Here is a 25,277-nt window from a genome sequence, read left to right on the forward strand (position 1 = left end):
CCCGCCTTTTATCAGTAGACTATATTGATTAATATGAAAGGTGGGTGCTATTTATGACACCAATAAATTTACACAGCAGCTTAATGTAGATATCTATTGACATCTTTTAAATCTATACCAGGATGCAGTGCTATATTAATTGCATTAGCTATAATATGAGACAAGTTTAATATAATCTCGTCTACTTCTTTAGGCGTAACCATTACATTTGCACTGTAGGGTTCTAACACTTCTTTAATCATATGGTATTTTTCTTCTTCCTTTAATTCTTGCAGCATATTATAAAATTGAGAACCAGTCTTTGCTTGTTTTGAAAAGGCTCCAATCACCAATTGTATTGTGTCATTTGTAAGGGTAGCAGCATCCACTACTGTAGGAACCCCTATGGCGATGACTGGTATACCTAATGTTTTTTCATCTAAAGCCTGTCTTTTATTTCCAACCCCTGAACCTGGATGAATCCCAGTGGTAGATAATTGTATCGTAGTATTTACTCGCTCCATTTTTCTTGATGCCAGAGCGTCTACTGCCACTACTACATCTGGTTTTACATTTTCTACTATTCCTTTAATGATTTCTCCAGTCTCTATTCCTGTTGTTCCCATCACCCCTGGCGCAATGGCACTTAACTCTGCCAACGCTTCATCACTTTCTTTGTTATAAAGCTTGAACAGATGTCTAGTTACAAATAATTTTGAAACAACCTCTGGACCCAGTGCATCTGGTGTAACATGAACATTCCCTAGTCCAACCACCAAAACCTTCAAAGGTTTATCTATATCAATGACATTTCTAAGTTCTTTTGCTAATATCTGGCTTACTTCATCCTTGAGGTCAGCATCAGGTCTTCTAAGAGCCACACACTCCAGTGTGATATATTTCCCCTTAGCCTTCCCCATCAACTTTTCTCCCTCATCATTAAAAACCTCTACTCTTGTTATAGTAACATTTTCTAGACTTTCTTGGTCCACTGCTACTCCTGGAATTTCTTGTTGTTTTTCCTCTTGGTACAATTCTCTAACTTCTAGTGCTAAGTCTGTTCTTACTTGAAACATATATTCACCTCTCAACCTTAGTATTAAAATCCATTGAATTAAGTAGATTCTCATCAATTCTATCCTTATTATTTGATACTTTCATTAAAATTATCTATCTTCTATCTTAGTATTTTTCTGTATAAGAATAATATTTTAAGTCAATAAATAAAATATATTATTTATTTTTATTGCTTTTTATACTGATTTTTGGTAAAATTACTGTGTTAATGACCACACAAGGGGGTGAATCTATTGGCAAATATTAAATCAGCAATGAAAAGAATCAAAGTCATTAAAAAGAAAACAGCTAGAAACAGAATGGTTAAATCTCAACTTAAGACAGCTATCAAGAAATTCGAAGAAGCTCTAACAGTTGGTAATTTTGAAGATGCTAAAGCTAAGTTAAAGTTCGTTGAGAAAAAACTTATGCAAGCTGCTGCAAAAAATGTTATTCACAAATCTAAAGCATCTAGAAAAGTATCTAGACTTGCTACAAAGTTAAACAAAGCTGTTTAATGATGATGTAAAAAAAACCGTGTCTTAAGTTCCTAAATAAATTAAAGCGTACTAATGTACGCTTTTTTATTTTTGTATATTTATCCAAAATTTTCTTTTAGGTCGGAAAGGTTTGTCCACATTTTTTTCTTCTAAGATCTTCACTTGCACATTTCTATAATAAATAACTCTAAAGCAATATGGTCCTTCATTTTGCCGGACTTTATAGCAAGATCTACCTGTAAAAATTGACTTAATAACCCTTCTAATCTCTCTATAGTAAATCCTTTACATTGATTGGCACATTTTGTAGCAACAAAGGGGTGTATACCTATTTTCCCTGCAATCATCTTAGAGGAATAACCTTCCTCCAACAATAATTTGGTTTTCAATAGATTTCTTACTTGATTTCCTAGCGTTGCAGCTATTTTCACAATAGGCTCACCCTTATGAATCATTGCATTAAATCGTTTGATCGCCTCCCCCATACGTTTTTTCTCAATAGCATCTAGCAGCTTAAAAATATCATTTTGGAAGCTAGAGGTAAAAATACTTTCTAAATCCGATAATGTTACAGTACTTCTTTCCCCCATAAAGGCAACTATTTTTTTTATCTCATTTTCTACATCTAATAGACTCTGAGCAGCGGTTTTTCCTAAGTAATCTATATTTTCGATAAAATACTCTATTTCTTTTAGGTCCATAGTTTTATCATACTTTCTTATAGATTTTTGAACCCAGTGTTTTAATTCCTTTGCATTTAGTCTTTCACAGTGCAAAACTATACCTTGTTTTTGTATCTCTTTTACGACTTTTTTTCTTGAGTCAATGCTAGTAGATCCATTAAAAACCAAAGAAGTAGTTTCTGGTATATTGGCTATATACGCTACTAGTCTTTTTTCTTCCTCTTCTGAGATGGACTTCTTTTTCCCCTGAAAAATTTCTAAATCATTCACCAATACCAGCTTTCTTTCTGCCATAAAAGGCAGGGTTTCGCAAGCATCGATGAGTTTTTCTAATGTAAATTCTTTGCCCTCTATAATAAAGAAGTTTAAATCCTCAAATCCTTTACCAACAACTTTTTCCTTAATGACTTTTATAAATTCTTCTACTAAATAAGTTTCCTCCCCATATAATAGATAAATCTTCTCTATTTCATTGGCCTTTAATTTCTTGATTGCTTCACTATAATTCATACTTCTTCATTCCTTTTCTATCATAAGCTTATTTTGTTTATTGTACCATAATGTCAAGTATATACCAAAAACCACTATATAATAGATTCCAATGTAAAAAATATTTATACTTTCTATTTTTATACTACTTATATACCAACCACTGGTTTTTTCAACAATCCAGTATATATATGTCAGCATCCAGTTTGTAAAAAAACTTATGGTATAGGTCAAATCTACTGAAATTAAACTAAGAAAAATACTAAAAAAAGCAGTGCACAATAATGGTACCAGCATCGGTACAATAAAAATATTGGCAAACAAAGCTACCAAAGATACTTCTTGAAAATGATAAGCTATAATAGGTATCGTTCCAATTTGTGCACAAAGAGTAATAGCTACTAAGGATTGAAAAAATGGTGGTAGCAGCTTCGCCCTATCCTTTATTAATGGATAAAATAATAAAATGCTCAAGGTAGCCATAAAGGATAACTGAAAAGAAACAGAAAAAAGATTGAAGGGATGATAGAGCAATAATATAAAAGCCACCATCATTAAACTGTTGATAGGGTCATACCTTCTCTGTAAAAGAAAGGCAAAAACGTATAAATAATACATACTACTGGCCCTTACAATAGATACTGGAAAGCTTACCATATAGCTATAAAAGAATAAAACAGTCATTGTAATCAATAATATTTTCTTTTTATGTATCTTCAGGAAGTGTAACAACTTGTGGGTAAATAGAACAATAATACCTATATGCAATCCCGATACAGCAATGATATGGGCTGTGCCGCTTTTGGAAAAAAGTTCTAGGGTTTCTCTTTCTAAGTAACCTTGATTTCCAAACATAATACTTTTTAGTAGGTTACTATTGTCAAATTCAAGAGAAGTATCTAGTAGGTCTTCAATGTATCTTTTAATTTTATAGCTACTGCTCAATAAAGAGAAAAATAGTGGTGTTTTTATCTTCTCTAAGTCTTGAGAGTCCACCAAAAGAACACTCTTAAATCCTCTTTCTCTTAGATATTTTTGATAGTCATCAATGTTTTTATTATGAAAATCCTCTAGTAAAACAACATTTTTAAATAAAAAAATATCTCCCGGTTGCAAATTTATATAAAAAACACCCTCGCTTTTCACCCGGAGCTTAGCTTGCTCTTTTATACTTATTTCTTCTTTCTTCATCACTAAATTCAGCACTAGAATATCATATTCAGTATATCCTCTTCCCTCTGTTTTTAAGGCTTCCACCTGCCCCTTCAGGATCATAGGTTTTTCTGAATAACCTCTTAACAGGGTAGTATCCTGCATATGATAATTCATCATAAAATTTCCTAAAATTATAAAAGAAATACTAACAAATGCTATTAGATACTTCTCAAAAAATAGCATACACAAGAGAAGGATGGCCAAAAAACCTATCAATAAAAACCCCTTAAACACTGCTTCAAATACATATCCCCACAAAATTCCTACAGCAAGAGTTATACATAAAATAACAAAGGGCCTTCTCATCCCTCTTTTCCCCCTTAGTGTATTCCTATTAAAACAAAAACCATCTTGCTGTTTTATGTCTTAACCTATTTCATGGTCTTGAGCACCTATACAGCATGTTACTGTCTTACTTTATTGTCTCTACTTTTATATTCAAATTTCCCTCTGGGTCAACAGAAACAATATCAATATATATATAGGAATAAAGCTCGTGAACATAACCTATCAAGTTGTAGTTTCTAATATCTCCCAACTCAGATACACATTTCAAGTAAATTGCATTTTCATTAAAACCACCTATGTCATACTGAAATGAGACACTGCTATGGGGCTCTATTTTATAAACACTAAATACTTGTCCATTAGCATTTGAACCAAAGAACAAGTTTTCTAAACACTGATTCGTCAAGTTTTTTATAATAACCGTAGTTCCTTGGTCTACAGGAGATAAAAATCTTGTTGCTAGTATTATCACTGATACGACTAAAAACAATGCAAGTATTATTCTTCTAAACATAAGATCCTCCGTTTTTTTACCTGCTTCAAAATATATTCAATACCTTATTAGTATCTTCGGAAATATATCTATTTTCTTTAATGTGTGGAGCAGCAGGTATAAAATTATCTTTAACAGTACTAACGCATGTTATAAAATTTTCATATGCAAGAGTATTGTTGGCTTTAAGGTTGTTTGGCGTAATCCTCATGAATCATTTCACACTCTATGTTTAACAAATATTAATAAATCTTCAGCAACTGCTTAATGAATAATAAAATACTAGCATAATATACTGTTATTTTGAATAAAAAATCGATAAAGTGTTAAAATGGTCGGTAAAAGATGATGTATATCACTTTACGATCACAAAAAAGAACATCCTAGGGGGGCGTCGTGGGGACGTTTGGTTATATTTCTTTGTCACTTTTTTCTCTAGCACTTCGTGGCAATTTTATCACTGATGATTGTCATAACTATTAGCAGTTTTGTATGTCAAACAAAACGTTCCTTTGACTTTCTTTGACTTTCACTTCTTTACCCCTAAGGACCGTGCCTCTTCAAGATAGATAGAAGTTTTTGTATGTTTTAGTTTTAAGAAATCGATGCTGTATGTGTTACAAGTAAATTGACAAAAAAGTAAAATAAAGAGTGTAAATACTACACTCTTTATTCTGATTCAAAATTGCATTATCGTGATACGTTTTAAGTTGTATGTCGAATTTTTTCCTCTGGTAAATATCCTTAATGAATTGCAATTTTCTTCTACTGCGGCAGAATAAATATTTTATTTGATTGATGAAGAACTAGAATCTGACCCAACAGTGGAAGGTAAAGCTTTCACTAATCTTCAAGACAATCTATTGATGAAAAGTATTGACTTTGGCTATCATCAAGATAAAGTCATTCTTCACAATTTAAAATTATTCCTCTGAAGAGATTACTCTTACCTCCTGTATCTTACTATTCCACTCCACCTGACACCCTAGGTTTTCAGCAATGAATTTCAGTGGCAGCATTGTTCTTCCAGGAGGAATAATAACTGGTTTTACATTAATATTATTATCGTCAATTGGTTTTCTTTCTCCATTTACTCTGGCAACATTCTTATCAAGCCAAATTTCTATATAATTATCTTCTAGCTCGATTGTAATCTTTCCTTCTTTGCTATTCCAATCTACTGAAGCACCCATAGGTTCGGCTATATATTTTATAGGCAGAAGTGTTCTCCCCTCCATGATGATGGCAGCTGTATCCATTTCCTTCACTTGATCATTAACATAATAAAGAGTTCTTCCTATATACAACCGGGTAGTTGCTTTTTTCCTTTTATTTTTATTAATTGTCTTGCCACTAACTTCGTTGGAATATTCAGAGTTGCCTATATCATTATATGCCCTTATTCGGTAGCTGTAACTCCTGTTTTTACTTAAATCTGTATCGGTGTAGCTGGTTATATTAGTTCCTACGATATCAAACTCTCTCCAGTTTCCATTATCTACTTTTCTTTCTATTCTAAAACCATTTTCATTGCTGGCATTATCCTGCCATGAGATACTGATTCGGTCAGTGGATACATTTGTAATTTTTACATTCGTTGGCTTTTCTGGTACACCACCTGTTTTCGTACTCACTTCATTAGAATAACCTGAATTCCCTGCATCGTTATAGGCCCTCACACGATAACTATAGGTTCTGTTATTGCTTAAGCCTGTGTCGGTATAACTGGTTGCATTAGCCTTTACAGTGGTCAGCTCATTCCAGTTTCCATTATCTACTTTTCTTTCTATTCTAAAACCATTTTCGTTGCTGGCATTATCCTGCCATGAGATACTGATTCGGTCAGTGGATACATTTGTAATTTTTACATTCGTTGGCTTTTCTGGTACACCACCTGTTTTGGTACTCACTTCATTAGAATAACTTGAATTCCCTGCATCGTTATAGGCCCTCACACGATAACTATAGGTTCTGTTATTGCTTAAGCCTGTGTCGGTATAACTGGTTGCATTAGCCTTTACAGTGGTCAGCTCATTCCAGTTTCCATTATCTACTTTTCTCTCTATTCTAAAACCATTTTCGTTGCTGGCATTATCCTGCCATGAGATACTGATTCGGTCAGTGGAGGTAGAACTTACAATTAAATTTGTAGGTGCAGCTGGAAAATTTATAGTACTACCATTGATTTCATTAGAATAATCTGAGTTTCCACCAGTATTATAAGCTCTAACCCTATAGGTATAGACTGTGTTTGGGGAAATGCCTGTATCTGAATAAGTAGTACGATTGGGTCCAAGCACAATGATTTCCATAAAATTTCCATTTCCTGTTTTTCTTTCAACCTTATATCCAGCTTCACTATCAGCATTATCTACCCAAGACAGATTAATCTTATCACTAAAGATCCCTATAGTGGTTAATTTTGTAGGTTTAGCAGGGGGATTAACAATAACCCCTTGTGTTGTAGCATTTACTTCATCAGAATAGGGGGACGCTCCCCCACTATTAAATGCTATAATTCTATAATAATAGGTGGTACTAGGAGAAGCTCCTGTATCATTATAGGAGGTGGCATTGCCATTGCTAATAGTATTAATCAATTGATAGTTGCCCCCTGACGTTTTCCTCTCAATTTCATATCTATCAACAATGCCTGAGGCTTTAGCCCAGGTTAATCGAACTTCCGAAGTGGAGTTTGCTGTAGCAGTAAGACCTGTGGGCTTAAAAGGAGGAGTAACTGGCGCTGGAGAAGTAATAGCAGTAGCTTCACTAGAATAGCCTGAAACCGCCACCTTATTTGCAGCCTTAATTTTATAATAATATCTAGTGTTTGGAGTAAGTCCTGAGTCATTATACTGTCTAGTACTGGATGAAACTGTTGTTATTTGACTATAGCTTCCTTCTTCTTGTTTTCTCTCAATAATGAACTCTGTTGTGTCGTCAGAGCTACTAGTCCAAACTACCCTTATTTCTGAGCTAGATACAGTAGTAGCATTAACTTCCGATGGTGACACAGGAGGAGTTGGAGGCAAAACTACGGGTATATCCGTTTCTTCTTCTAAAGAATTTGCCATCACCGAACTATTAATTCCTATTCCAGTAAACACTATGCTGCTAATCATTACTGCACACAAAAACAAAAGCAAAAATTTCTTCATACAAATCTCTCCTTTAAGCAAATTAATTGATTCATCGTTAAAGAATAACAATCGGCAGTTAGAATGTAAATGAATCATCCCCCTCGTGTGTTATTTGAAAATCGCAAAAACATGAAATTCTGGCTATACTGCACTAAAATCACCTTTTAGTGATTTTTACAATTTAATCCATTTTTTTACTTTTTTTCAATTATAATTATATATTAGAATAAAAAACCATATTAGTCAATATTTTGTAAAACAACAGGGAAGTTAATCCTCACTTTTTTCATAGCCTCTGTTTTCTTTTATCCTTAATTCCTTCAGTAATGACTTAACTTTAACATTATATTTTTCCTTAATTTGAAAACTTTGACTGGTTAATTTCTTGTTATTGTATATAAATGAATTTTATATAATCCAAATATAACAGAATAGTTTATAATAGCATTTCACTCCACAAACTCCTAGTAACGTGTGTTGACAACCTACAATATGGTTGATTATGATAAGAGTAAGAATACTTTTTATTCTTCAACCAAAAAAAGAATGATAGGTAAGCGTACAATAAAAGATGCATGGAATAATAATAGGGATATCGGTATGATATCCCTGTAGGTATTTAATCTGCTTTACACGTTGTTTGAATTAATTCATCCCAAGGCATCATTAGATCCAGTGAGTTTGAGTTAGCCTTATAATTAGATCCTGGTAACCTTGTTAAAAGAATCCTCATGCAGTTTTTCAATTACAGGGATTAGCCATTCTTCTGAAGTTTTTATAATCCAATTAGAAAGGGTGGCTCGGCTTATTGGAAAGCCCATCTGCTTCCAACCCTTCTCTTGGCGATATAGAGGAACTGATTGTACAAATTTTTGATACATTGTCCATGCTACACTGGAAGCTGTGGCATAGGAATGTTGAAGTACAGGTTCTGGAGTATATGGGTTAAATACCCTTGGCCTGTTATCTTTCTTACATGTTCTGCATTCATAAGTTTCTTGATATATGTTAACTACGCTAATTTCAGCTGGTATATATTTGATTTCTGATCTTAAGAAGTTCTTCCCTACTACAGAAAGACTATCGCCATCAATTGGGCATACTCTTTGGGATTCATCCAGTTTGTAGACATGATCTTGCTGTGGAAGGTCTTTGAAGAGATTTTTTCTCTTGTAGCCTTTTCTTGTTTTTTTAACTGGTTCATCAAATGGAACTGGTTCTAGAACTGATAGATCTGCTTCTTTTTCTGCTTCATTGAATAAACCTAGTGAAATATCATTAATTACTAGTTGTCCATCTATTACAGAAGTTTTCTCGGTCTTTCTTCCATAAAGCTTTTTAATGAGAAACTCCATGTTCTCATTAGCCTTCTTCAACTCTTCTCTAAGGCCTTCAATGGTTTTATTCTGGGATTCAATTGTATCTTTGAATTGATAGTCCACTTCCACTTTGATCTTTAAGGATTTTTTGCCACTGAGCCTTAAGTATTTCATGTTTTGATACTTTCATAGTAGTCAAACTATCATCTCCCTACTGTTCTAATGTTGCCAAAGTATTTTGTTAACATTAAAAGTACTTTGTAGGGATATTGTCTCATGTTGCAAGACACTATTATTGATTTACACTGAAAATAGACCACTAAGGTATAGGAAAATTCTACCTTAAAATTAATTGTAAATCTATACAAGTATGCTTTTTTACGTTTAAAATTGACCACCTTAAATAAATAATGTACCATTCTTTTGTAGCATTTACGAAAGGTGGGCAAAAGGACGTGAAAAACTTGCAAGAATGGGCAGCAGTACAGGAACTGTACATAAGGAAGGTCCCAATATTACAGATTTCGAAGCAACTTGGGATGTCTCGTAATACTGTTAAAAGGCTAATTAAACTTAAAGAAAAGCCTAAGTACACAAGAGCTAAGTATCCTTCAAAGGTAGATAAATATTTAGCTGAAATAATTATGTGGAGAACTTCTCCTGAGTATGATTTTAATGGTACAAGAATATTTGAGGAGTTAAAGAAAAAAGGATATGAGGGAACAATTAACCCTATTTACAGAGCACTTAAAAAGATTGATAGGGATAGGGTTGAAATATCGAAAAATGCAACTGTAAGGGTAGAAACTCCACCTGGTGATCAAGCTCAGTTTGATTGGTCAGAATATAAAATGTATGTAAACAACAAAGTTCAGACAGTATATTGCTTTGCCATGATCTTATCTGCCAGCAGAAAGAAAGCTATGTGTTTCTCTCTTTGCATTGATGCAGAAGCAATTTATGAAGCAATTCAGGAGTTATTCAATGATTTAGGTGGTATTACATTGGAGCTTCTGATTGATAACCCTAAGGCATTGGTAGTAGATAATAATCCTAAAAATGAAGGTGAAATAAAGTATAATGAGTACTCTTTACTTCTTGCTAGACATCTTGGCACAGAGCTTAATGCTTGTAATTGCTACTGGCCCCGTACTAAAGGCAAGGTTGAAAAGCCATTTCAATACATAGAAGAACAGTTCATTAAGGGAAATAGATTTACTTCAATGGAGGATCTAAATATACAGGGAAAGGAATTCATAAAGGCCTGGAATAGTAAGATTCATACAACTACAAGGCGAATTCCTAATGAATTCTTTGAAAACGAAGAAATCAAATATCTTCTACCCTTACCAACCACTAGGTTTAAGATGAAACAGCTTGAAAGAAGAGTAATTAGCAATGATAGCTTTATACACATAGGTACAAATAAATATAGTGTGCCAGTAAAATATGCAACAAAAAAACTTCAATATAGGATAATTTATGGGTTTAGAATAGAAATTTACGATATGGAATCTGAGTATATTATGTCCCTTGAGCTTAGAGAAGGTAAATTCGGCACCTTTAAAGATCCTACCCATTATGATGCCATATCAGTAAAGGCTAATAAGTCAATTCCACAGATAAAACGAGATTTTATCAATACATTTAAATATGGAGAAGCATATTTAAAAGCAGTAGATGGACTATTTCAACAACCTAGCTATCATGCCAGAAAAATACTGGAATTACTAGATCTTTATGAGCCGGAGGTTCTTGATAAAATACTAGCCTATGCCATAGATAAAGACAAGCTTGATATCAAATCAATAAAGGAACTAATAAGGAATGATTTCTTCAAAATAGTATCAGATAAGACAGAAATTACATCCATTACCCAAATAACAGATATTGAAGGAATCACAAGAAGCTGTGACTACTACGATAGCCAGGAGGTAACCTCCTTATGATTAAAGAAAAGATCATCTGCGATGATAACTACATTAGAGCAAAATTAAAGGACTTCAAGCTAGTAGATATACGAGAAAAATACCAAGAAATCATAGATGAAGCCATAAGAGACAAACTTGGATACAAAGATTTCTTAATTAAATTGATTCAAACTGAAGAAGAAGGAAAAGGAAAACGACTATCACAGCGTCTCATATTCAAAGCAGGCTTTGATTTTATCAAAACACTAGATGACATAGAATATGACTTTAATGAAAGTATAAGCTATCAGAAAGTCAAAGAACTTGGAACCCTTTCATTTATGGGAAGAAAGGAAAACATCATTATCATAGGTCCTCCCGGTGTAGGTAAAAGTATGATTGCCACAGGCATAGGTATAAATGCATGTAAAGCAGGAAAAACAGTTATGTTTGTAAATGCAAAGGAGCTTATGGATAAGTTGTCAGATGCTGTTAGAAAAGATACTTTAAAACAGCTTTTAAAGGCTTTAAATAAGGTTGATTTACTTATCATAGACGAGTTATCGTACCTAAAAATGGACAAAGAAAAAGAGAGCATATTTTTTCAGGTTATCCGGCAAAGATATGAAAAAAGCTCCCTTATCATAACAACTAATCTTCCCCTAAGTAGATGGGATGAAGTATTTACAGGGCAATTAGCAGCTACTGCAATACTAGATAGATTAGTTCATCATTGTCATGTTCTTAGTATAACAGGAGACAGTTTTCGTGTCAAAGGTCAGAAGTACATGTCAGAACTTAATAAAACAGAAAAGTCAAGAAAGCTAGATACTAAGGAGGATTAACGTATGGCTAAAGTCTGTAAAGAAGATTATAAAAAGATAGTAAAGATATATAACGAATCTGGAAATGAGGCTGCAATAGAATACATCTCACAAAATTTTGGTATCAAATCCCCCAAAGGAGTGTTATTAAGAATTAAGAAAGCTCCAGGATTTATCTATGATGAAATAAATAATAAGATAAATATAGCAACTAAAGAAGAGTCACTTTTTATGGGAATTGATGAACTATGCACAAATCCAGCAATCAGAGAAGTCACACCTGATCCAACACAAAAGGTATATTACCAATTAGACAGTACCCTTGAATCTTTATATAAAGAATTAATGCAAGAAAAGCTTATAGAATTAACCAAGTATGTAAAGTTAGATCGCACTACAAACACAATTCATATAGATAAAACAACTCTCCTAGCAGATGGATATCACATGGCAATATTCTAGATTAATAGTGGTCAATTTTAGATGTAAAAGTTACCCTAGGTGGTCAGTTTTAAGCGTAAAAACAAAAGGGACCACCTAGCAAACACAAAATAAAAAATTGCATTCTATGGTCCAATTTATCCGTAAAAAGTGGTCAAATTTACTTGACAATCTACAACTATTAAATCCATGAGATTATTGTACGCTTACGGTATTTGTGGGAAAACATTATCCATTATTTAAAAAAGAAAAATTTTGAAAACCCCATAAAAAAGACGGCATCCTTTTGAGATAGTGCCGCCTAATGTTTTTCTTTATTTATTCATATTCAAAGTAATTACTTCACAAATTTTGAACATAGCAAATTATTAACCAAAGCTTCCGAAAAGAATTCATTTTATATTAGTATACTAAAGTCAGAACATATTTAATCAAACAAATAGCATTACTACGTATATTGGAAGATGCATCATAGAAAGTATTTGATAAACTTTGTTATCTTCCATATTCTTGAGATAGATAAACACCTTCTATTCTTTATTTCTTATACCATCCATTTCATGAAACAGAAGAAAAGATTAAATGAAATCATTACTTTAACTCCAGATATGTTAATCTAGGATAAAATCCTTGCTTCATATAAAAATCAAATAGGGATTCATGCCCATCTGCAACCGCTACGAAAATCTTTTTACAACTTTCCCCTTTTAGCCAATCAATAGAAGGTAAAGGTTGCATAATGCTCCTTAAAGAATTTAGAATCCTTCATATGTAGTCGATTCAGCTTTTCCCACAATTCTTTTATTAAATAAAGCTCTTCTATCTTTATTACTTTTAGTTTAAAATCCATCCAACCTTCACTCTCCTTCAATATGAGATATTCTCTTCACTATTTGCTTCCTATCGATTAGCAATTAAGATCAGATTTAAACCTGAAAGACTAATAATTCAACCCTTCTGGGTTTTATTTATATGGTTTTTTTAATATATCATATGATTTTCTATATTTAAACACAATTGTAACAAAATAGTATTTAGATGTAATAAAATAGCATAAAAACTTTTTTGTTTGCAGCTTAATTGATTACTTTGGTCTTTAATCAATGAACCGTTTCTAATTAGCATAGAAAGCTGTTTTTATAGATTTTTTTTCAATCCCAATAAACAGAAGTCACAGAGTATCCCATCTCTCGTTTGCTTTATCAAATAATGGTTTCACTACTTCCTTATGTTTGTCTATGATTGGCGCAAAGTACTTGTCAATCGGTTCCATATTTTCATCAACCATAATTTGATAACCGTCTTGTTCATCTTGTATCATAACACCATACTTTGTATTCCCAAAGAATGAAGGCCATATTATTATAGAGCATGTATCGTCATCATTGGATATAGCAAGATTTCCAGTATAAAATAAATAATCTGGATATTTTACACTATACTGATAACCGTCCTCACGACAATGATAGGAAGTACTATAATATACTTGTGCCAACATACCTTTAAATACTGGTTCCATATCTTTTGAAAACTTATCATACTTGCTGTATGTAATTTGATACCAAATTAAATTATAGGCACCAAATAACATGAAAAAAATAATGGTACCAACGATGATTCTTTTTCTTTTATTGCCTTTTTTACTATTCATAAGTTTATCACCCTTTTGCCGTTTTTCTTAATATTTTCATCATGGCTTACAACTATAACTGTCTTTCCTTCGTCATTAAGCTCTTTCATAATTGCCATTACTTTGTTAGCATTATCTTTATCCAAAGAACCCGTTGGCTCATCCGCAAGAATTAAATCACATTTTTTAACCATTAATCTAGCCAATGCAATCCGCTGTTGTTCTCCTCCTGAGAGGGTATATATTTTACTGTTCAATTTATCCTCTAGTCCTACTCTATGTAAAGCCTCTCTTATTTCAATCTCCGAACGATTTTTCTTTTTGATTATATTTAAATTATAATTTACTGTTCTATCTTCCATAAGCGCAAAATTTTGAAATAAAAAACCTACTTTCTCACTGAAGTATTTCAGTTGATTCTTGCGTTTACTAATATCTATTCCATCTATTTTAATTGTACCACTATCAACTTTTTCCAATGCACCTATCATATTAAGAAGAGTAGTTTTACCACAACCACTTACTCCTGAAAAAATTACAAAGTCACCACTTTCAATATTCATGTTAAAATTATCGAACAGTACTTTTTGATCAAAGGCTTTATACAAATTCTTAATTTCGATCATAACGAACCTCCCTTAAGTATCTTCTGAACATTTATGTTTTCGAGTTTATATACATATCTTACTACGATTACTAATTCTAGTAAAATGACTATCAATCCTCCAGCTATCATAAAATAATATGACGTTATCCCTAAAAAGTAGCTTACAACTACTGCTAATGTTAACCCAATAAATCCAAAAAGTATTGTGGTGATTAGAATTTTTTTATGCTTACCTAGCAAGCCGTATCCAACAACTTTTTTAATTGATAATTCGACTGCATTCACACTATATTCACAACTCAATATATTGTTAATAATTATTCCTTCTAGTAACAATATTATGCCCAGCAAAGCAATACCAATTATCATGCCTCGTTTTAATATTTGCCAATAGTGAATGTAGTTTTTATAAGCATTTGTTTTGTATGCTATTTCATTCTGAAAATTATTTTCTGTGATGAATGTATGCCATTCTTTATCAGAAATTCTAAACATGGTTGCCTGCCAAATATATCTGTAGTAAATGTTTTCAAGCTTTTCGGCAATAATGTTATTTAACAATATTACTGGATTTTTTTTAAGCGTGCTATCCACCCCATCTACACCTATCAAAGCTATTACTTCTGCATTGTTTTCATAATAGATTTCTTCATATTCAAAATTCCCTTTATAATACCTTGTAAAAAAATCTTTGGCCAAATCATGCTCATTACCACTTTTGCTGTAATCCTTAGGTTTTATAAAATATACTTTGTTTTCAAGTTTTTTATTTTTTACTTCCGGTATTATATCCTTTAAGTAATCTACAGCTCCTCTGTCAGCAAAGATATAGTTATCATCATTATAATAATCGTTGCCTAAATACACTAATGAAAGTGCTTTGCCTTCCGATAAATATTTTTTGTATAATATATTAAGTAATCGGCCAGATAATTCATCACTATCATCACTTAAGGAAGCTAGCATAACATATGAATAATCTTTATATTTTAAAAAGAAATCTTTTTGCTTATAAAATTTTATTCCTTCATATATCAAATTAACACACCCTACCATGATTATGATTGTAATAAAAATGGTGAATATCTTATAAATATAACTTATACGTAACACTCTCTTTTCGCTGTTTTTTGTAGCCATATCTTTTTTGTAATCAGTAATAAAAAACAATGTATACGAAAGAGAATTAATAATAATAAAAATAACCATACAAATTATTGAAATGTTTAAATGATAGGTAGCGTTTATAAATATATTCATGGTAGATACAATTATAACAAAGAGTAAACTATAGAAAACTATATCAATAATCATCTTTCTAAAAACAAAATCAGTCAATCGTTCTCCTGATACTAATCTTATTATTACTTCTTTTTTTTCTAAAGCTATATTATAGAGTGTCAGCAATAAAAACAATGAAAGAACAATAACCCATACCAATAAAATATTAAGACTACTGTTAAGGGAAATATAACCTTCTCTTGGATAAGCTCCTCCATACTTATCTACAAGATCCTGTTTGAACTTTATAATATCTTCTTTTTTTCCTATAACCCGATATGTATTAATTTTAGAAATATCGGGAATATCTTCAAAAGGATAAATCTGTATAGAAGATTTACCTAAGAAAATACTATCGAAAGTACCAGGAACAATATCTGAATTTTTACTTAAATATGGTTTTATGCCATCAGTACCATATATGGATATGTTTTCTAAAAGAGCGTTTTCAATTTTACGATCTACTACAAAAGTTTGTATATTATGCTTATTTGCTGAACTATAAATATCAGAAATCATTTCACCTTGGGTGATATTTTTTTGCAAATAATATGTTACATAGGGATATTCTGTTTCAAACCCATTTATGTTCCATACATAGGTTTCTCCAATAAAAACTAATACAATAATAGTTAATAGTATACTTGTAATATATTTTGCTATTTTCATTTTAATTACCTCTCTGTATATTCCTAAATTATCTCTCAAATACTTTTGTATTCAGGGTTTTTGAGTATTCTTCAAAATAGATATCTGGATAGAATAGACATCTAACTTTACATTAGTGCTAAATTCATAGAAAAATGTGTATAGCAAACAGAACGTATTCTTTTTTGCAAACTGCTTTTTTAACTATACCAGGAATACTTTCAATTATATTATTGATTGTAATGAAAAAACATAAGAAGTTGCAATCACATGGATGACAACTCTTATGCTTTTTATGCCATTGAATTATTTTGCGTTAAATTGATTTTTATATGTTATGGTACTACCTTTATGCCGAACTTCTATTTTTGATACGAATCTATAGTCTACAGAGTTACCATAATGTGCTCCATTATCATTTCTTACATATGCATTATGATTATAATCTTTAGTCATAAAAGAACCTTGAGCCCATGCATAATCTTCATTTATCCAACTAGTATTGTATCCATATGTCAATTTAGTATAATACATAGTGTCCTCATAAGTTTTTTGCCAATCACTGGTAAAACTGCCAGAATAAGTTTTTGAAATCTCACGAGGTGCAGCTAAACTAGGTATAGCCATACTTGTAACGATAGCACCTATCATTGCAAAGGAACAAATTTTTTTAACTATCCTATTTCTCTTTTTAATCACAATATCTTCTCCTTTTGTAATTTTATTATTTTACATAATTATCCGCTGTTGAGTAAATAGCTCGTAATTTTTCAATTACTTCCACATAAAGCTAATTCCTTATTTATTCCAAGGAAATTGATTACATGTAATCTCTTGATCATTACCGATTGCTTTTTTTTATAAGCTATAAAAGCAAGATCTACATTACATGACGCTTAGATTTGTTAAATCCATAAAATCTTGGATTTTTAAGACCATAGCACAGCTTTAGTATAGAAAACAGTCTTTCTATTGTGATTCTTTGCTTATAACTTTTTTTCTCCCTTAGGAGAATCAATCAATAAAGTAAAAATTTCTTTTTCTATACGCATTTTTAATATTGTCGATTGTTTTAGATTTTGTAAGGTTCGTATCAGTAACTAGGTGAATTGAGAGTTCATCACATAGTTTGAACAACTTAACGCCTGTCATAGGCAGTATCGCCCAGCATTATAAAAAACACTATGACTTTTTAGTTTAGCAATCAATTCTTCACAATTACTATCAGATAACAGTGAATAACAGTGGGGACAGTTCTTACGGTTGCATCTTGTTGATAAGTCCGCATCACTTGCAGTTTGTTTTAACCCGTAGAATGCACTTATACATCTGACATAGTTTACCTCTTCTTAAAAAAGACTACCTTTCATTTGTTTCTTGTGATAAAATAATTTTATAGTGCCTGTTAAGATAACTATTTGTTTAAGCTTCCTCATGGCTATCGTAGATATCTTTTCAGTCACTTTTTTTTGGAGAATCTCGTGAAATCTTGTCCATAATGTACCACCTCCTACATCTTATTTTAAACCTTCCACCTTTTTCGATTAGAAAATTTTCCTTGTACTTAAGTACATTTTTAGTATATCACAAATTTTACATTTTTCGGTACTGTTGGAACAAAATGGGAGTTTGTGGGAATAAAATGGGTATTTGTGGGAAAACCTTGTCCATTATTTAAAAAAGAAAAATTTGAAAACCCCATAAAAAAGACGGCATCCTTTTGAGATAGTGCCGCCTAATGTTTTTCTTTATTTATTTATATTCAAAGTAATTACTTCACAAATTTTGAACATAGCAAATTATTAACCAAAGCTTCCGAAAAGAATTCATTTTATATTAGTATACTAAAGTCAGAACATATTTAACCAAACAAATAGCATTACTACGTATATTGGAAGATGCATCATAGAAAGTATTTGATAAACTTTGTTATCTTCCATATTCTTGAGATAGATAAACACCTTCCATTCTTTATTTTTTATACCATCCATTTCATGAAACAGAAGAAAAGATTAAATGAAATCATTACTTTAACTCCAGATATGTTAATCTAGGATAAAATCCTTGCTTCATATAAAAATCAAGTACGGATTCATGCCCATCTGCAACCGCTACGAAAATCTTTTTACAACTTTCCCCTTTTAGCCAATCAATAGCTTGATTAACGATTAGATTACCTAATCCTTGCTGTCTGTAAGCTTCTTCTATAAAAAGTGATTCAATTTCTCCTACTTCCTTATGAACTGTTAAGATACAATAACCTATTATTTCCAAATCATCCTTCTCTATTACCACAACTCGAATATCTTTATCAGTCATTGTTCTAAATTTTTCACATCTTTTTTCGAAGGTAAAGGTTGCATAATGCTCCTTAAAGAATTTAGAATCCTTCATATGTAGTCGATTCAGCTTTTCCCACAATTCTTTTATTAAATAAAGCTCTTCTATCTTTATTACTTTTAGTTTAAAATCCATCCAACCTTCACTCTCCTTCAATATGAGATATTCTCTTCACTATTTGCTTCCTAACGATTAGCAATTAAGGGGCATCAGGGGTCAGGCTTGAATTATTCACTTACTTCTTCCCATCTTTTTATTACTTCAATCACATAAGGTGTTCCTTTACTTTCACCTGAAACTATTTTAGATACCATTGATGGCGGTAGGTTTAATTTTTCTGCTACTACTTTTTTAGGCATACTGCACCATTTCTCATTTACTAGCACTATTGCTTTTTTAATATCAGAAATCCTTTGTATCTTCGTCTTTTTAGTGAGTTCTTCTAATGTTATATCCTCTAATTTACATATTTTTTTAATGACTTCATCTATGCCTTTATTAAATTTTTCTCTATCTTTATCTGGAAAATATGATGCTGCTTCCTTCTGAGTTTCTGCCATATCTTCGTATATTATTTCTTCTTGATCCTGATTCATAAATTGAAGATACTGACTTATTGCTTTGTTTTTGTTAGATGAAAATATGCTGAGTACAAAGTTGGTATCAACTACATATCCATTTTTTTCCCCTAAATATATGGGATGGCTACTCCATTGATAATCTAATCCTTTGTCTATGTGAGCCTTTATTGGATTATTATGTATGTATTTTATAAGCTGTAATAAGTATGTGTTTTTTGAACGTAGTAAGGGTAAGGCTTTATATCTTTGCTGAAAAACATGCCCAGTTCTATTGTATTCACGATTAAACCATTTGGTATAAACTTGCTGTATTCTCTGCATGATTTGTGATAATGCTACTTCTTCTACTTCTACTAGGAGATGAGCATGGTTATCCATCATACAATAAGCATACAATTTAAAGCCTAGTTTATTTTTGTATAATAAAACTGTGTCTAAATACTTTTTCTTTTGAATCTCCTCTTGTAATACTTTTTCTCTGTTATTACCTCTTACCATTACATGATATAGAGCTCCTTTATAGTGTATACGTGGTTTTCTTGGCATTTTAATCACCCTATGTAATCATAATATTAATAAGTGAATATTTCAAGCCTGACCCCTTTCCTTGACCCCTGACCCCTTTCCTTGACCCCAAGCCTGACCCCTTTCCTTCTCTAGGCAAAGGCAAATGATAGTAGAACATCCCTTTAGAACGATAAAGAGGGGGCTAGGTATGACGTGTTTTCTGACAAAAGGTATCCAGTCAGTAAAAGCGGAGATTTCTTTTGCTTTTTTAGTCTATATAATATGAAACGAGCAATAAATATATTAGGAATAAAGGAAATAGTCAGGAGGCTAACAGGTAAAAAAGTACTTTATAGCCTCCGATTTTATAAGTATACTCTATTCCTTGAAAACATTAGTTGTTTTAATTATGAAAAGCATAAAAAGTGCTATGGAATAATGATCCATTTTTGCGAGGTCTGACGTCCCTTCGACTTCTTCTAATCTTTTGTTGTAGAATCGGTAATTATAAATTTTTGAGAAAAAAGAGTGAACATACTTTTACCTTCTCTCCAAGCTAGCTGCAATGATTCAGAATCACATTCTTGTTGAGGGTTTGGTATAGCAACAAAATAGAAGGGGTTATCTTGTGTAATATTTATGTTGGAAAGTGTCACCTGAACTACAGTTTCTGCATAAGGAGCTAGCGATAAGATGTAATCAGAATTATATGCATTTGTTATTACTTCACCTTCTGAGATTACACCAATCCAGTAATCTGTCTTAAATGGAAAAGAGTTGTAAAGGTAAAGATTATAAGTAGATAATGAATCTTGAGATACTTCGTTATTCTGTCGTATTTCAAACGGTGGTTGCATTTGTGCAGGAAAAGCAACGAACTCGATAGATCGATTAATAGATGCTAACAATGTTGTACTATCAACATTTGAAACCTTTAATTGAGGTTGAACAATATTTGAACTTGATTCCCCCTCTGATTTATAAATTGTAAAGCGTATATCCTGCTCAGGAGTTAAAAATTTCCGTGGTGATTCATAAATTTTTTCAATAATAAACATACCAAAATGATACCCAGTATTTATTCTGGAAAAATCAATATGCGTGGAAGCTTCACCATTTTCTGCCGAAAGTAAAAATGCCTTTGATTCCATATCATCTTCTGATAAATCATACTGTAATCCATCTATGAGTAGCATAAGCTTATACCCTATAATTTCTGTATTAGTATCTCTAATCACTAATGTATACTCTTCACTGCTGTCGTATACAATGTGTCTTGAAGGTAAAAGCTCTCCTCGATGATTCAACATCTCTAGTTCAAACATGCTATCATTATAAATACCATTATTTATCGTTTCTAGCTTAGTTTTTTGATTGTGTAGATAAGGAATAAAATTTTGACATCCACTTATAAAAAACATTATAATAATGCCTAATGCAAACTTTAGAACATATCTTTTCTTTTTAAAGAAATAAAGCATATTTTGAGCTCCTTTCTCTCCAATGAAGAACTACTACCTAAAAATAGGTAGTAGTACTCTGTTTTAGAGCTTATTTATAATCATAATTTTCTTGAGTAATAGTCTTATAGCCACTATGCTCAAATCTGTGATAGCCTTTTGCCATCGATATCCTATTATCAATACCTGATACCTTCTCAACCATAACGTCTGCAGAATTTGATTCAGTCTTACTATTTCCTACTTTATATATGTAGTCACCTTTGTCATCTTTGTAATAGAGAGACCCTTTAACATGAATTGAATCAATTTCGAACGGCAGTCCATTTTGATCTCGGGCCATAGATTTTGCATTTACAGCCCACTGATTGCCAGACAGTTTAATTAATTGTACACTTGATTTAGCTTTCGAATACGTTGACGTACTTGAACTAAAGAAAGCTAAAAATCGTTCAAAAATATTGAACTCCCTTAGTGGAGCAACCTCTATTACTGTTGCTTCCGCATCAACTGAAATATCTGGATCTAATGCTTTCTCAGCTGTTGTCATAGTGTTTGCAAAGGATACTATTGTTGAAAAAGAAAATAATACAACAAGAAGAAAAACAAATAGTTTTTTCATAATAACCTCCCATGTATATTTTTTTACTTAAATTTCTCTTTTGTAACAGACTTCATTTGTTAGCTTACATAAGTTTAGTACGAGTGAAATTTACATTCAAAGTTATAGCCATCTGTCTAACTTTTCCAGAGCTGTTGCACATATCTTTTCATGCACTGTTTTTTTGGAGAAATTCAGAGAAATCCTGTCCATAAAATCTAACCTCTTACACTCTATTTTCATCTTTCTCCTCCATCCATCAAAATCTATGTTGTACTTAAGCATATTTTCAATATATCATAAAATTTCCATCTTAAAACAGATTTAGAACAAAATGGCAGTAAAGAGGAATGAAATGGCATATCAAACTTTTTTGTTCCCTTTTACTCCCATTTCATTCCTTCTTAGTTGTATGTGATTTCTAACTATGATATTATTCAGTTTAATTAAAAGGTAGGGGACGAGTTAACAATGCAAAAGTCGTGGGGACGTTTTGTTCGGTATGAATCGAATACTTCTTTCTCCTTTTCTTCTTATCATTACATTGTTATTATTTCTTTATCACTTTTTTCTTTAGCATTTTGTCACAGTTTTATCACTGATGATTATCATAATTATTAGCAATTTTGCATGTCAAATAAAACTCACCTTTCAATTTCTTTGAATTTCTTTGACTTCTAAAAATTTCCCACTGGTGCCTGGGGAAAGAAGTTTGTAAAAATGAGGAATTTTCACTTGCAAAAAACAAGCGGTAAAAATAAGTTATCCTCATAAAGCTGTTTTTATAGGTCAACCAAGTACTGGGGTTTAAAGCACTTACTAAAAATATATGAATAATTTTCTTCCTTGAATATCATATACTCTTTTTCTAACTTCTGATTCACTCTTATATTATCTTTATCAAATATATTAACCTCTATCAGCGGTGTGTCTTTCGTTCCTTCAAGTCTATATGTGAAAACAAAAAAACTTTCATTTTTTACCTCTAACACTTGTGTTGACTGACCTACTCTTGCTTCTATTTTTTTTATTTCTTCACTAAATATCTTTCCATATACTAATATTAAAAGATCATTTTCTAACCCTACTATTGAAATTCTATAAAAATAATTACCACTTCCATTTTGAAGTTTTTTGTATTTATATGGAAAAAAAGTTTTAGCATAGATATAATCTCCAACTATTTTTTCTCCTTCTTTGTCTAGAGAATAAATATATATTATTTCTTGATCAGTGCTTAGTATTTTTTGTATCTGAAATTTCGTGTGAATTCCATGCATACTTTCGACATCTTTAGTGATTTCTTCCAGTATTTCATCTTCAAACGAAAACATTATCCAGTATGATAATGTTAGACAAATAGTGATTGCTATACTAAGAAGAATTAATCTTAGTTTATTAGACTTTATAGTTTTCAACGGATTTATTATCATATTTCACTCATCCTTTCAAAAATATATTTTAAATTCTTAATTTATTTAACTTTATAGCAATGTTATTTTAATAAGTTTTCCTAATATTAAATTGAATTTAAAATAAACATATCCTCTTGGTAGCAAAGGATATGTTTATTTTATTTCTAAATTCTAGTAGAGCAGCTCAGTAATTTCTACCTCTATTTTCCAATGGTTAGAATTTCCACTAGTGGTCAACCCTAGTCCTGCTGGATTAAGTCCAACATTTACGCCGGAAGTTGTATAAGTATGTATATATGAAAATCTAGCGCCTGTTTTCTTATTTTTAACAGGAGTATATGTTTTGGCTAACTCCACTTCAGCTCTTGTGTAGTATGCGTAGTCTCCTATAAATTCGTGTTGAATATACTCAGGAAATGACCATATATAGCCTTTTTGATAATTGGATTCTGTTCGATTGTACTTAACAGAATTACCGCTATGTTTGTAAAAACCAGTAATACTATAGGATGTAGCTTTTAGTTCACCATCTCCCCCCCAAGTAATCCCAACAAAATCATCTCCAGTAGCAGGATTATCAGAACCACTTGAACCGTATCCAGACCACTCAGCTTCAGTTGCTATCTTATATTTGTAACTTCCTGTATCAAAACGAAATATATAAATCGTAAGCTTACCTTTCTTTTGACTATCAGAATATGATAAACTGACTGAGATGTCCTCTACATTCAGATTTTTATTATCTATTTGATCCAAATATTCTTCAACCTCATCATTAGTCATGAACCTACTATCTATGATTTGTAGTTCCTCATCCACATAAGCTAATGTCTCTGTAACATAAACTTCAACTGATTTGTAATCTGTCAGTGTATGTCCTTCTTCTAACTCCTTAATAACTTTTTCTTTAATATTTTTGTTATTCTCTAAAATCTTTTTAACCTCTTTGTTCTTCACTTCTATAGTTCCATCTAAATTTAACTTTATATCACTATCTTTCAATTTAATAGTCTTTTCTTGTCTGTAGTAGGCCTCTTCTTCTTTCTTAACTTCATCTGCATAGGTTACCAAAGAAAATAGCATGCAAAATACTGTTAACATTGATGCTAATCGCTTTAATTTTATCATAACTGTTATCTCCTTTTATAAATATTTTAGAACTTTCAACAAAATAACCAACTTAACATTAGGGACGGCAGACTGCGATAAAACAGATAAAACTGCCATTGACTTTTTTGAGAATCGAATTAAGCTATAATAAATTAACTTCGTCCAATGTGCTAATTCCGTGGTTAAAAGTAAAAAACATCCTGAAATCCCCAACCGCTATCTTCGATCAAGAAAATGTCGCGGTCACAAGAAGGCAATCATTGCAATAGCAAGAATGCTTTTAACAGCATTATACAACAGGTTGAAGAAAAATAAACCATATAATGCCGAACTTTACAGAAACTCCGACATTATTCCTGTCAATCGTGATATTACTGTGGAACAAGCTCTGCAATTAGCAAAATTCCAGGGTTATAGAATTAAGTCAGCAGGATAACCTTAATTTTGTCTACATATTCAATTTTTTCGAAGCCACCGCAAGATGGCTTGTTTGTTATGCCTTTATGGAATGCGCCAATCTCTAGTTTTCTTTTTCAACCTTCTCCTCCTTCCATCAAAATCTATGTTATACTTAAGCACATTTTCAATATATCATAAAATTTCCATCTTAAAACAGATTTAGAACAAAATGGGACTAAAGAGCAATGAAATGGCATATCAAACTTTTTTGTTCCCTTTTACTCCCATTTCATTCCTTCTTAGTTGTATGTGATTTCTAACTATGATATTATTCAGTTTAATTAAAAGGTAGGGGATGAGT

Annotated in this window: 22 protein-coding genes; 4 read left to right on the forward strand and 18 right to left on the reverse strand. The window is 31.7% G+C overall.

All coding sequences use genetic code 11. The features are described from left to right. Positions 1 to 80 precede the first annotated feature (80 nt). Positions 81 to 1,055, reverse strand: coding sequence for a GPR endopeptidase (gene gpr, locus CACET_RS11570; RefSeq protein ID WP_044826250.1), 975 nt, complete (start codon positions 1,053 to 1,055; stop codon positions 81 to 83). A 225-nt stretch (positions 1,056 to 1,280) separates the two neighbouring features. On the opposite strand from gpr, the gene rpsT reads away from it, so the two are divergent. After that, entirely contained in the window at positions 1,281 to 1,553 is a 273-nt protein-coding gene (gene rpsT / locus CACET_RS11575; protein WP_479722622.1) for a 30S ribosomal protein S20, read from the forward strand. A 140-nt stretch (positions 1,554 to 1,693) separates the two neighbouring features. Here the strand turns inward: rpsT and holA are convergent, their stop codons facing one another. The 5 genes from holA to CACET_RS11600 form a co-directional block, all read right to left on the reverse strand. Then, positions 1,694 to 2,728, reverse strand: coding sequence for a DNA polymerase III subunit delta (gene holA / locus CACET_RS11580; RefSeq protein ID WP_044826248.1), 1,035 nt, complete (start codon positions 2,726 to 2,728; stop codon positions 1,694 to 1,696). Positions 2,729 to 2,734: 6 nt separating this feature from the next. After that, the gene (locus tag CACET_RS11585) at positions 2,735 to 4,228 is read right to left on the reverse strand and encodes a ComEC/Rec2 family competence protein (RefSeq protein ID WP_044826247.1); all 1,494 of its coding nucleotides are present in this window, start codon (positions 4,226 to 4,228) and stop codon (positions 2,735 to 2,737) included. 106 nt (positions 4,229 to 4,334) lie between these two features. Continuing rightward, on the reverse strand, positions 4,335 to 4,724 hold the full coding sequence (locus CACET_RS11590) for a hypothetical protein (RefSeq protein WP_044826246.1): 390 nt from the start codon (positions 4,722 to 4,724) through the stop codon (positions 4,335 to 4,337). Between the two features lie 902 nt (positions 4,725 to 5,626). Next, on the reverse strand, positions 5,627 to 7,861 hold the full coding sequence (locus CACET_RS19500) for a fibronectin type III domain-containing protein (protein ID WP_053072943.1): 2,235 nt from the start codon (positions 7,859 to 7,861) through the stop codon (positions 5,627 to 5,629). Positions 7,862 to 8,541: 680 nt separating this feature from the next. Continuing rightward, positions 8,542 to 9,336: an IS66 family transposase gene (locus tag CACET_RS11600; protein WP_052661603.1), complete on the reverse strand. Its 795-nt coding sequence runs from the start codon at positions 9,334 to 9,336 to the stop codon at positions 8,542 to 8,544. Positions 9,337 to 9,617: 281 nt separating this feature from the next. Here CACET_RS11600 and istA point away from each other — a divergent pair, with 281 nt between their 5' ends. From istA to CACET_RS11615, 3 genes are read left to right on the forward strand one after another with little or no spacing between them, the layout of a single operon-like run. Further along, complete coding sequence (istA, locus tag CACET_RS11605) at positions 9,618 to 11,111, forward strand: IS21 family transposase (RefSeq protein ID WP_044826486.1); 1,494 nt, start codon at positions 9,618 to 9,620, stop codon at positions 11,109 to 11,111. Beyond that, positions 11,108 to 11,917: an IS21-like element helper ATPase IstB gene (istB, locus tag CACET_RS11610; protein WP_144414761.1), complete on the forward strand. Its 810-nt coding sequence runs from the start codon at positions 11,108 to 11,110 to the stop codon at positions 11,915 to 11,917. The genes istA and istB overlap by 4 nt, the downstream gene beginning before the upstream one ends. 3 nt (positions 11,918 to 11,920) lie before the next feature. Next, positions 11,921 to 12,358 carry a hypothetical protein gene (locus CACET_RS11615; RefSeq protein ID WP_044826487.1) on the forward strand — a complete coding sequence of 146 codons (438 nt, stop codon included), beginning with the start codon at positions 11,921 to 11,923 and terminating at the stop codon, positions 12,356 to 12,358. A gap of 694 nt (positions 12,359 to 13,052) precedes the next feature. Here the strand turns inward: CACET_RS11615 and CACET_RS21145 are convergent. The 12 genes from CACET_RS21145 to CACET_RS11670 form a co-directional block, all read right to left on the reverse strand. Beyond that, positions 13,053 to 13,187 (reverse strand): hypothetical protein, encoded by a 135-nt coding sequence (locus CACET_RS21145; protein ID WP_278287079.1) that lies wholly within the window; start codon positions 13,185 to 13,187, stop codon positions 13,053 to 13,055. 321 nt (positions 13,188 to 13,508) lie between these two features. Further along, positions 13,509 to 13,988: a hypothetical protein gene (locus CACET_RS11620; protein WP_044826488.1), complete on the reverse strand. Its 480-nt coding sequence runs from the start codon at positions 13,986 to 13,988 to the stop codon at positions 13,509 to 13,511. Continuing rightward, a complete protein-coding gene (locus tag CACET_RS11625) occupies positions 13,985 to 14,593 on the reverse strand; it encodes an ATP-binding cassette domain-containing protein (protein ID WP_044826489.1) in 609 nt (202 codons plus the stop codon). Before CACET_RS11625 ends, CACET_RS11620 begins: the two co-directional genes overlap by 4 nt. Continuing rightward, entirely contained in the window at positions 14,590 to 16,524 is a 1,935-nt protein-coding gene (locus CACET_RS11630) for a hypothetical protein (protein ID WP_044826490.1), read from the reverse strand. The genes CACET_RS11625 and CACET_RS11630 overlap by 4 nt, the downstream gene beginning before the upstream one ends. A 285-nt stretch (positions 16,525 to 16,809) precedes the next feature. Beyond that, positions 16,810 to 17,202, reverse strand: coding sequence for a mediterrocin family bacteriocin (locus tag CACET_RS11635; RefSeq protein ID WP_052661605.1), 393 nt, complete (start codon positions 17,200 to 17,202; stop codon positions 16,810 to 16,812). Between the two features lie 1,151 nt (positions 17,203 to 18,353). Beyond that, positions 18,354 to 18,506, reverse strand: coding sequence for a DUF6713 family protein (locus tag CACET_RS21330; protein ID WP_423229843.1), 153 nt, complete (start codon positions 18,504 to 18,506; stop codon positions 18,354 to 18,356). Between the two features lie 22 nt (positions 18,507 to 18,528). Beyond that, complete coding sequence (locus CACET_RS11640; protein WP_044826491.1) at positions 18,529 to 18,978, reverse strand: GNAT family N-acetyltransferase; 450 nt, start codon at positions 18,976 to 18,978, stop codon at positions 18,529 to 18,531. A gap of 92 nt (positions 18,979 to 19,070) precedes the next feature. Next, on the reverse strand, positions 19,071 to 19,970 hold the full coding sequence (locus CACET_RS19505) for a transposase (protein ID WP_052661607.1): 900 nt from the start codon (positions 19,968 to 19,970) through the stop codon (positions 19,071 to 19,073). A 440-nt stretch (positions 19,971 to 20,410) separates the two neighbouring features. Next, positions 20,411 to 21,412 carry a hypothetical protein gene (locus CACET_RS11655; protein ID WP_044826493.1) on the reverse strand — a complete coding sequence of 334 codons (1,002 nt, stop codon included), beginning with the start codon at positions 21,410 to 21,412 and terminating at the stop codon, positions 20,411 to 20,413. 70 nt (positions 21,413 to 21,482) lie between these two features. Continuing rightward, positions 21,483 to 22,013, reverse strand: a complete 531-nt coding sequence (locus CACET_RS11660; RefSeq protein WP_044826494.1) for a hypothetical protein — start codon at positions 22,011 to 22,013, stop codon at positions 21,483 to 21,485. A 761-nt stretch (positions 22,014 to 22,774) separates the two neighbouring features. Continuing rightward, positions 22,775 to 23,425, reverse strand: a complete 651-nt coding sequence (locus CACET_RS11665; RefSeq protein WP_044826495.1) for a hypothetical protein — start codon at positions 23,423 to 23,425, stop codon at positions 22,775 to 22,777. Positions 23,426 to 23,578: 153 nt separating this feature from the next. After that, positions 23,579 to 24,535, reverse strand: a complete 957-nt coding sequence (locus CACET_RS11670) for a hypothetical protein (protein WP_044826496.1) — start codon at positions 24,533 to 24,535, stop codon at positions 23,579 to 23,581. Between the last annotated feature and the right edge of the window lie 742 nt (positions 24,536 to 25,277).

Origin of the sequence: Clostridium aceticum, from assembly GCF_001042715.1 — a bacterium.
In the GTDB taxonomy this organism is placed as follows: domain Bacteria; phylum Bacillota; class Clostridia; order Peptostreptococcales; family Natronincolaceae; genus Andreesenella; species Andreesenella acetica.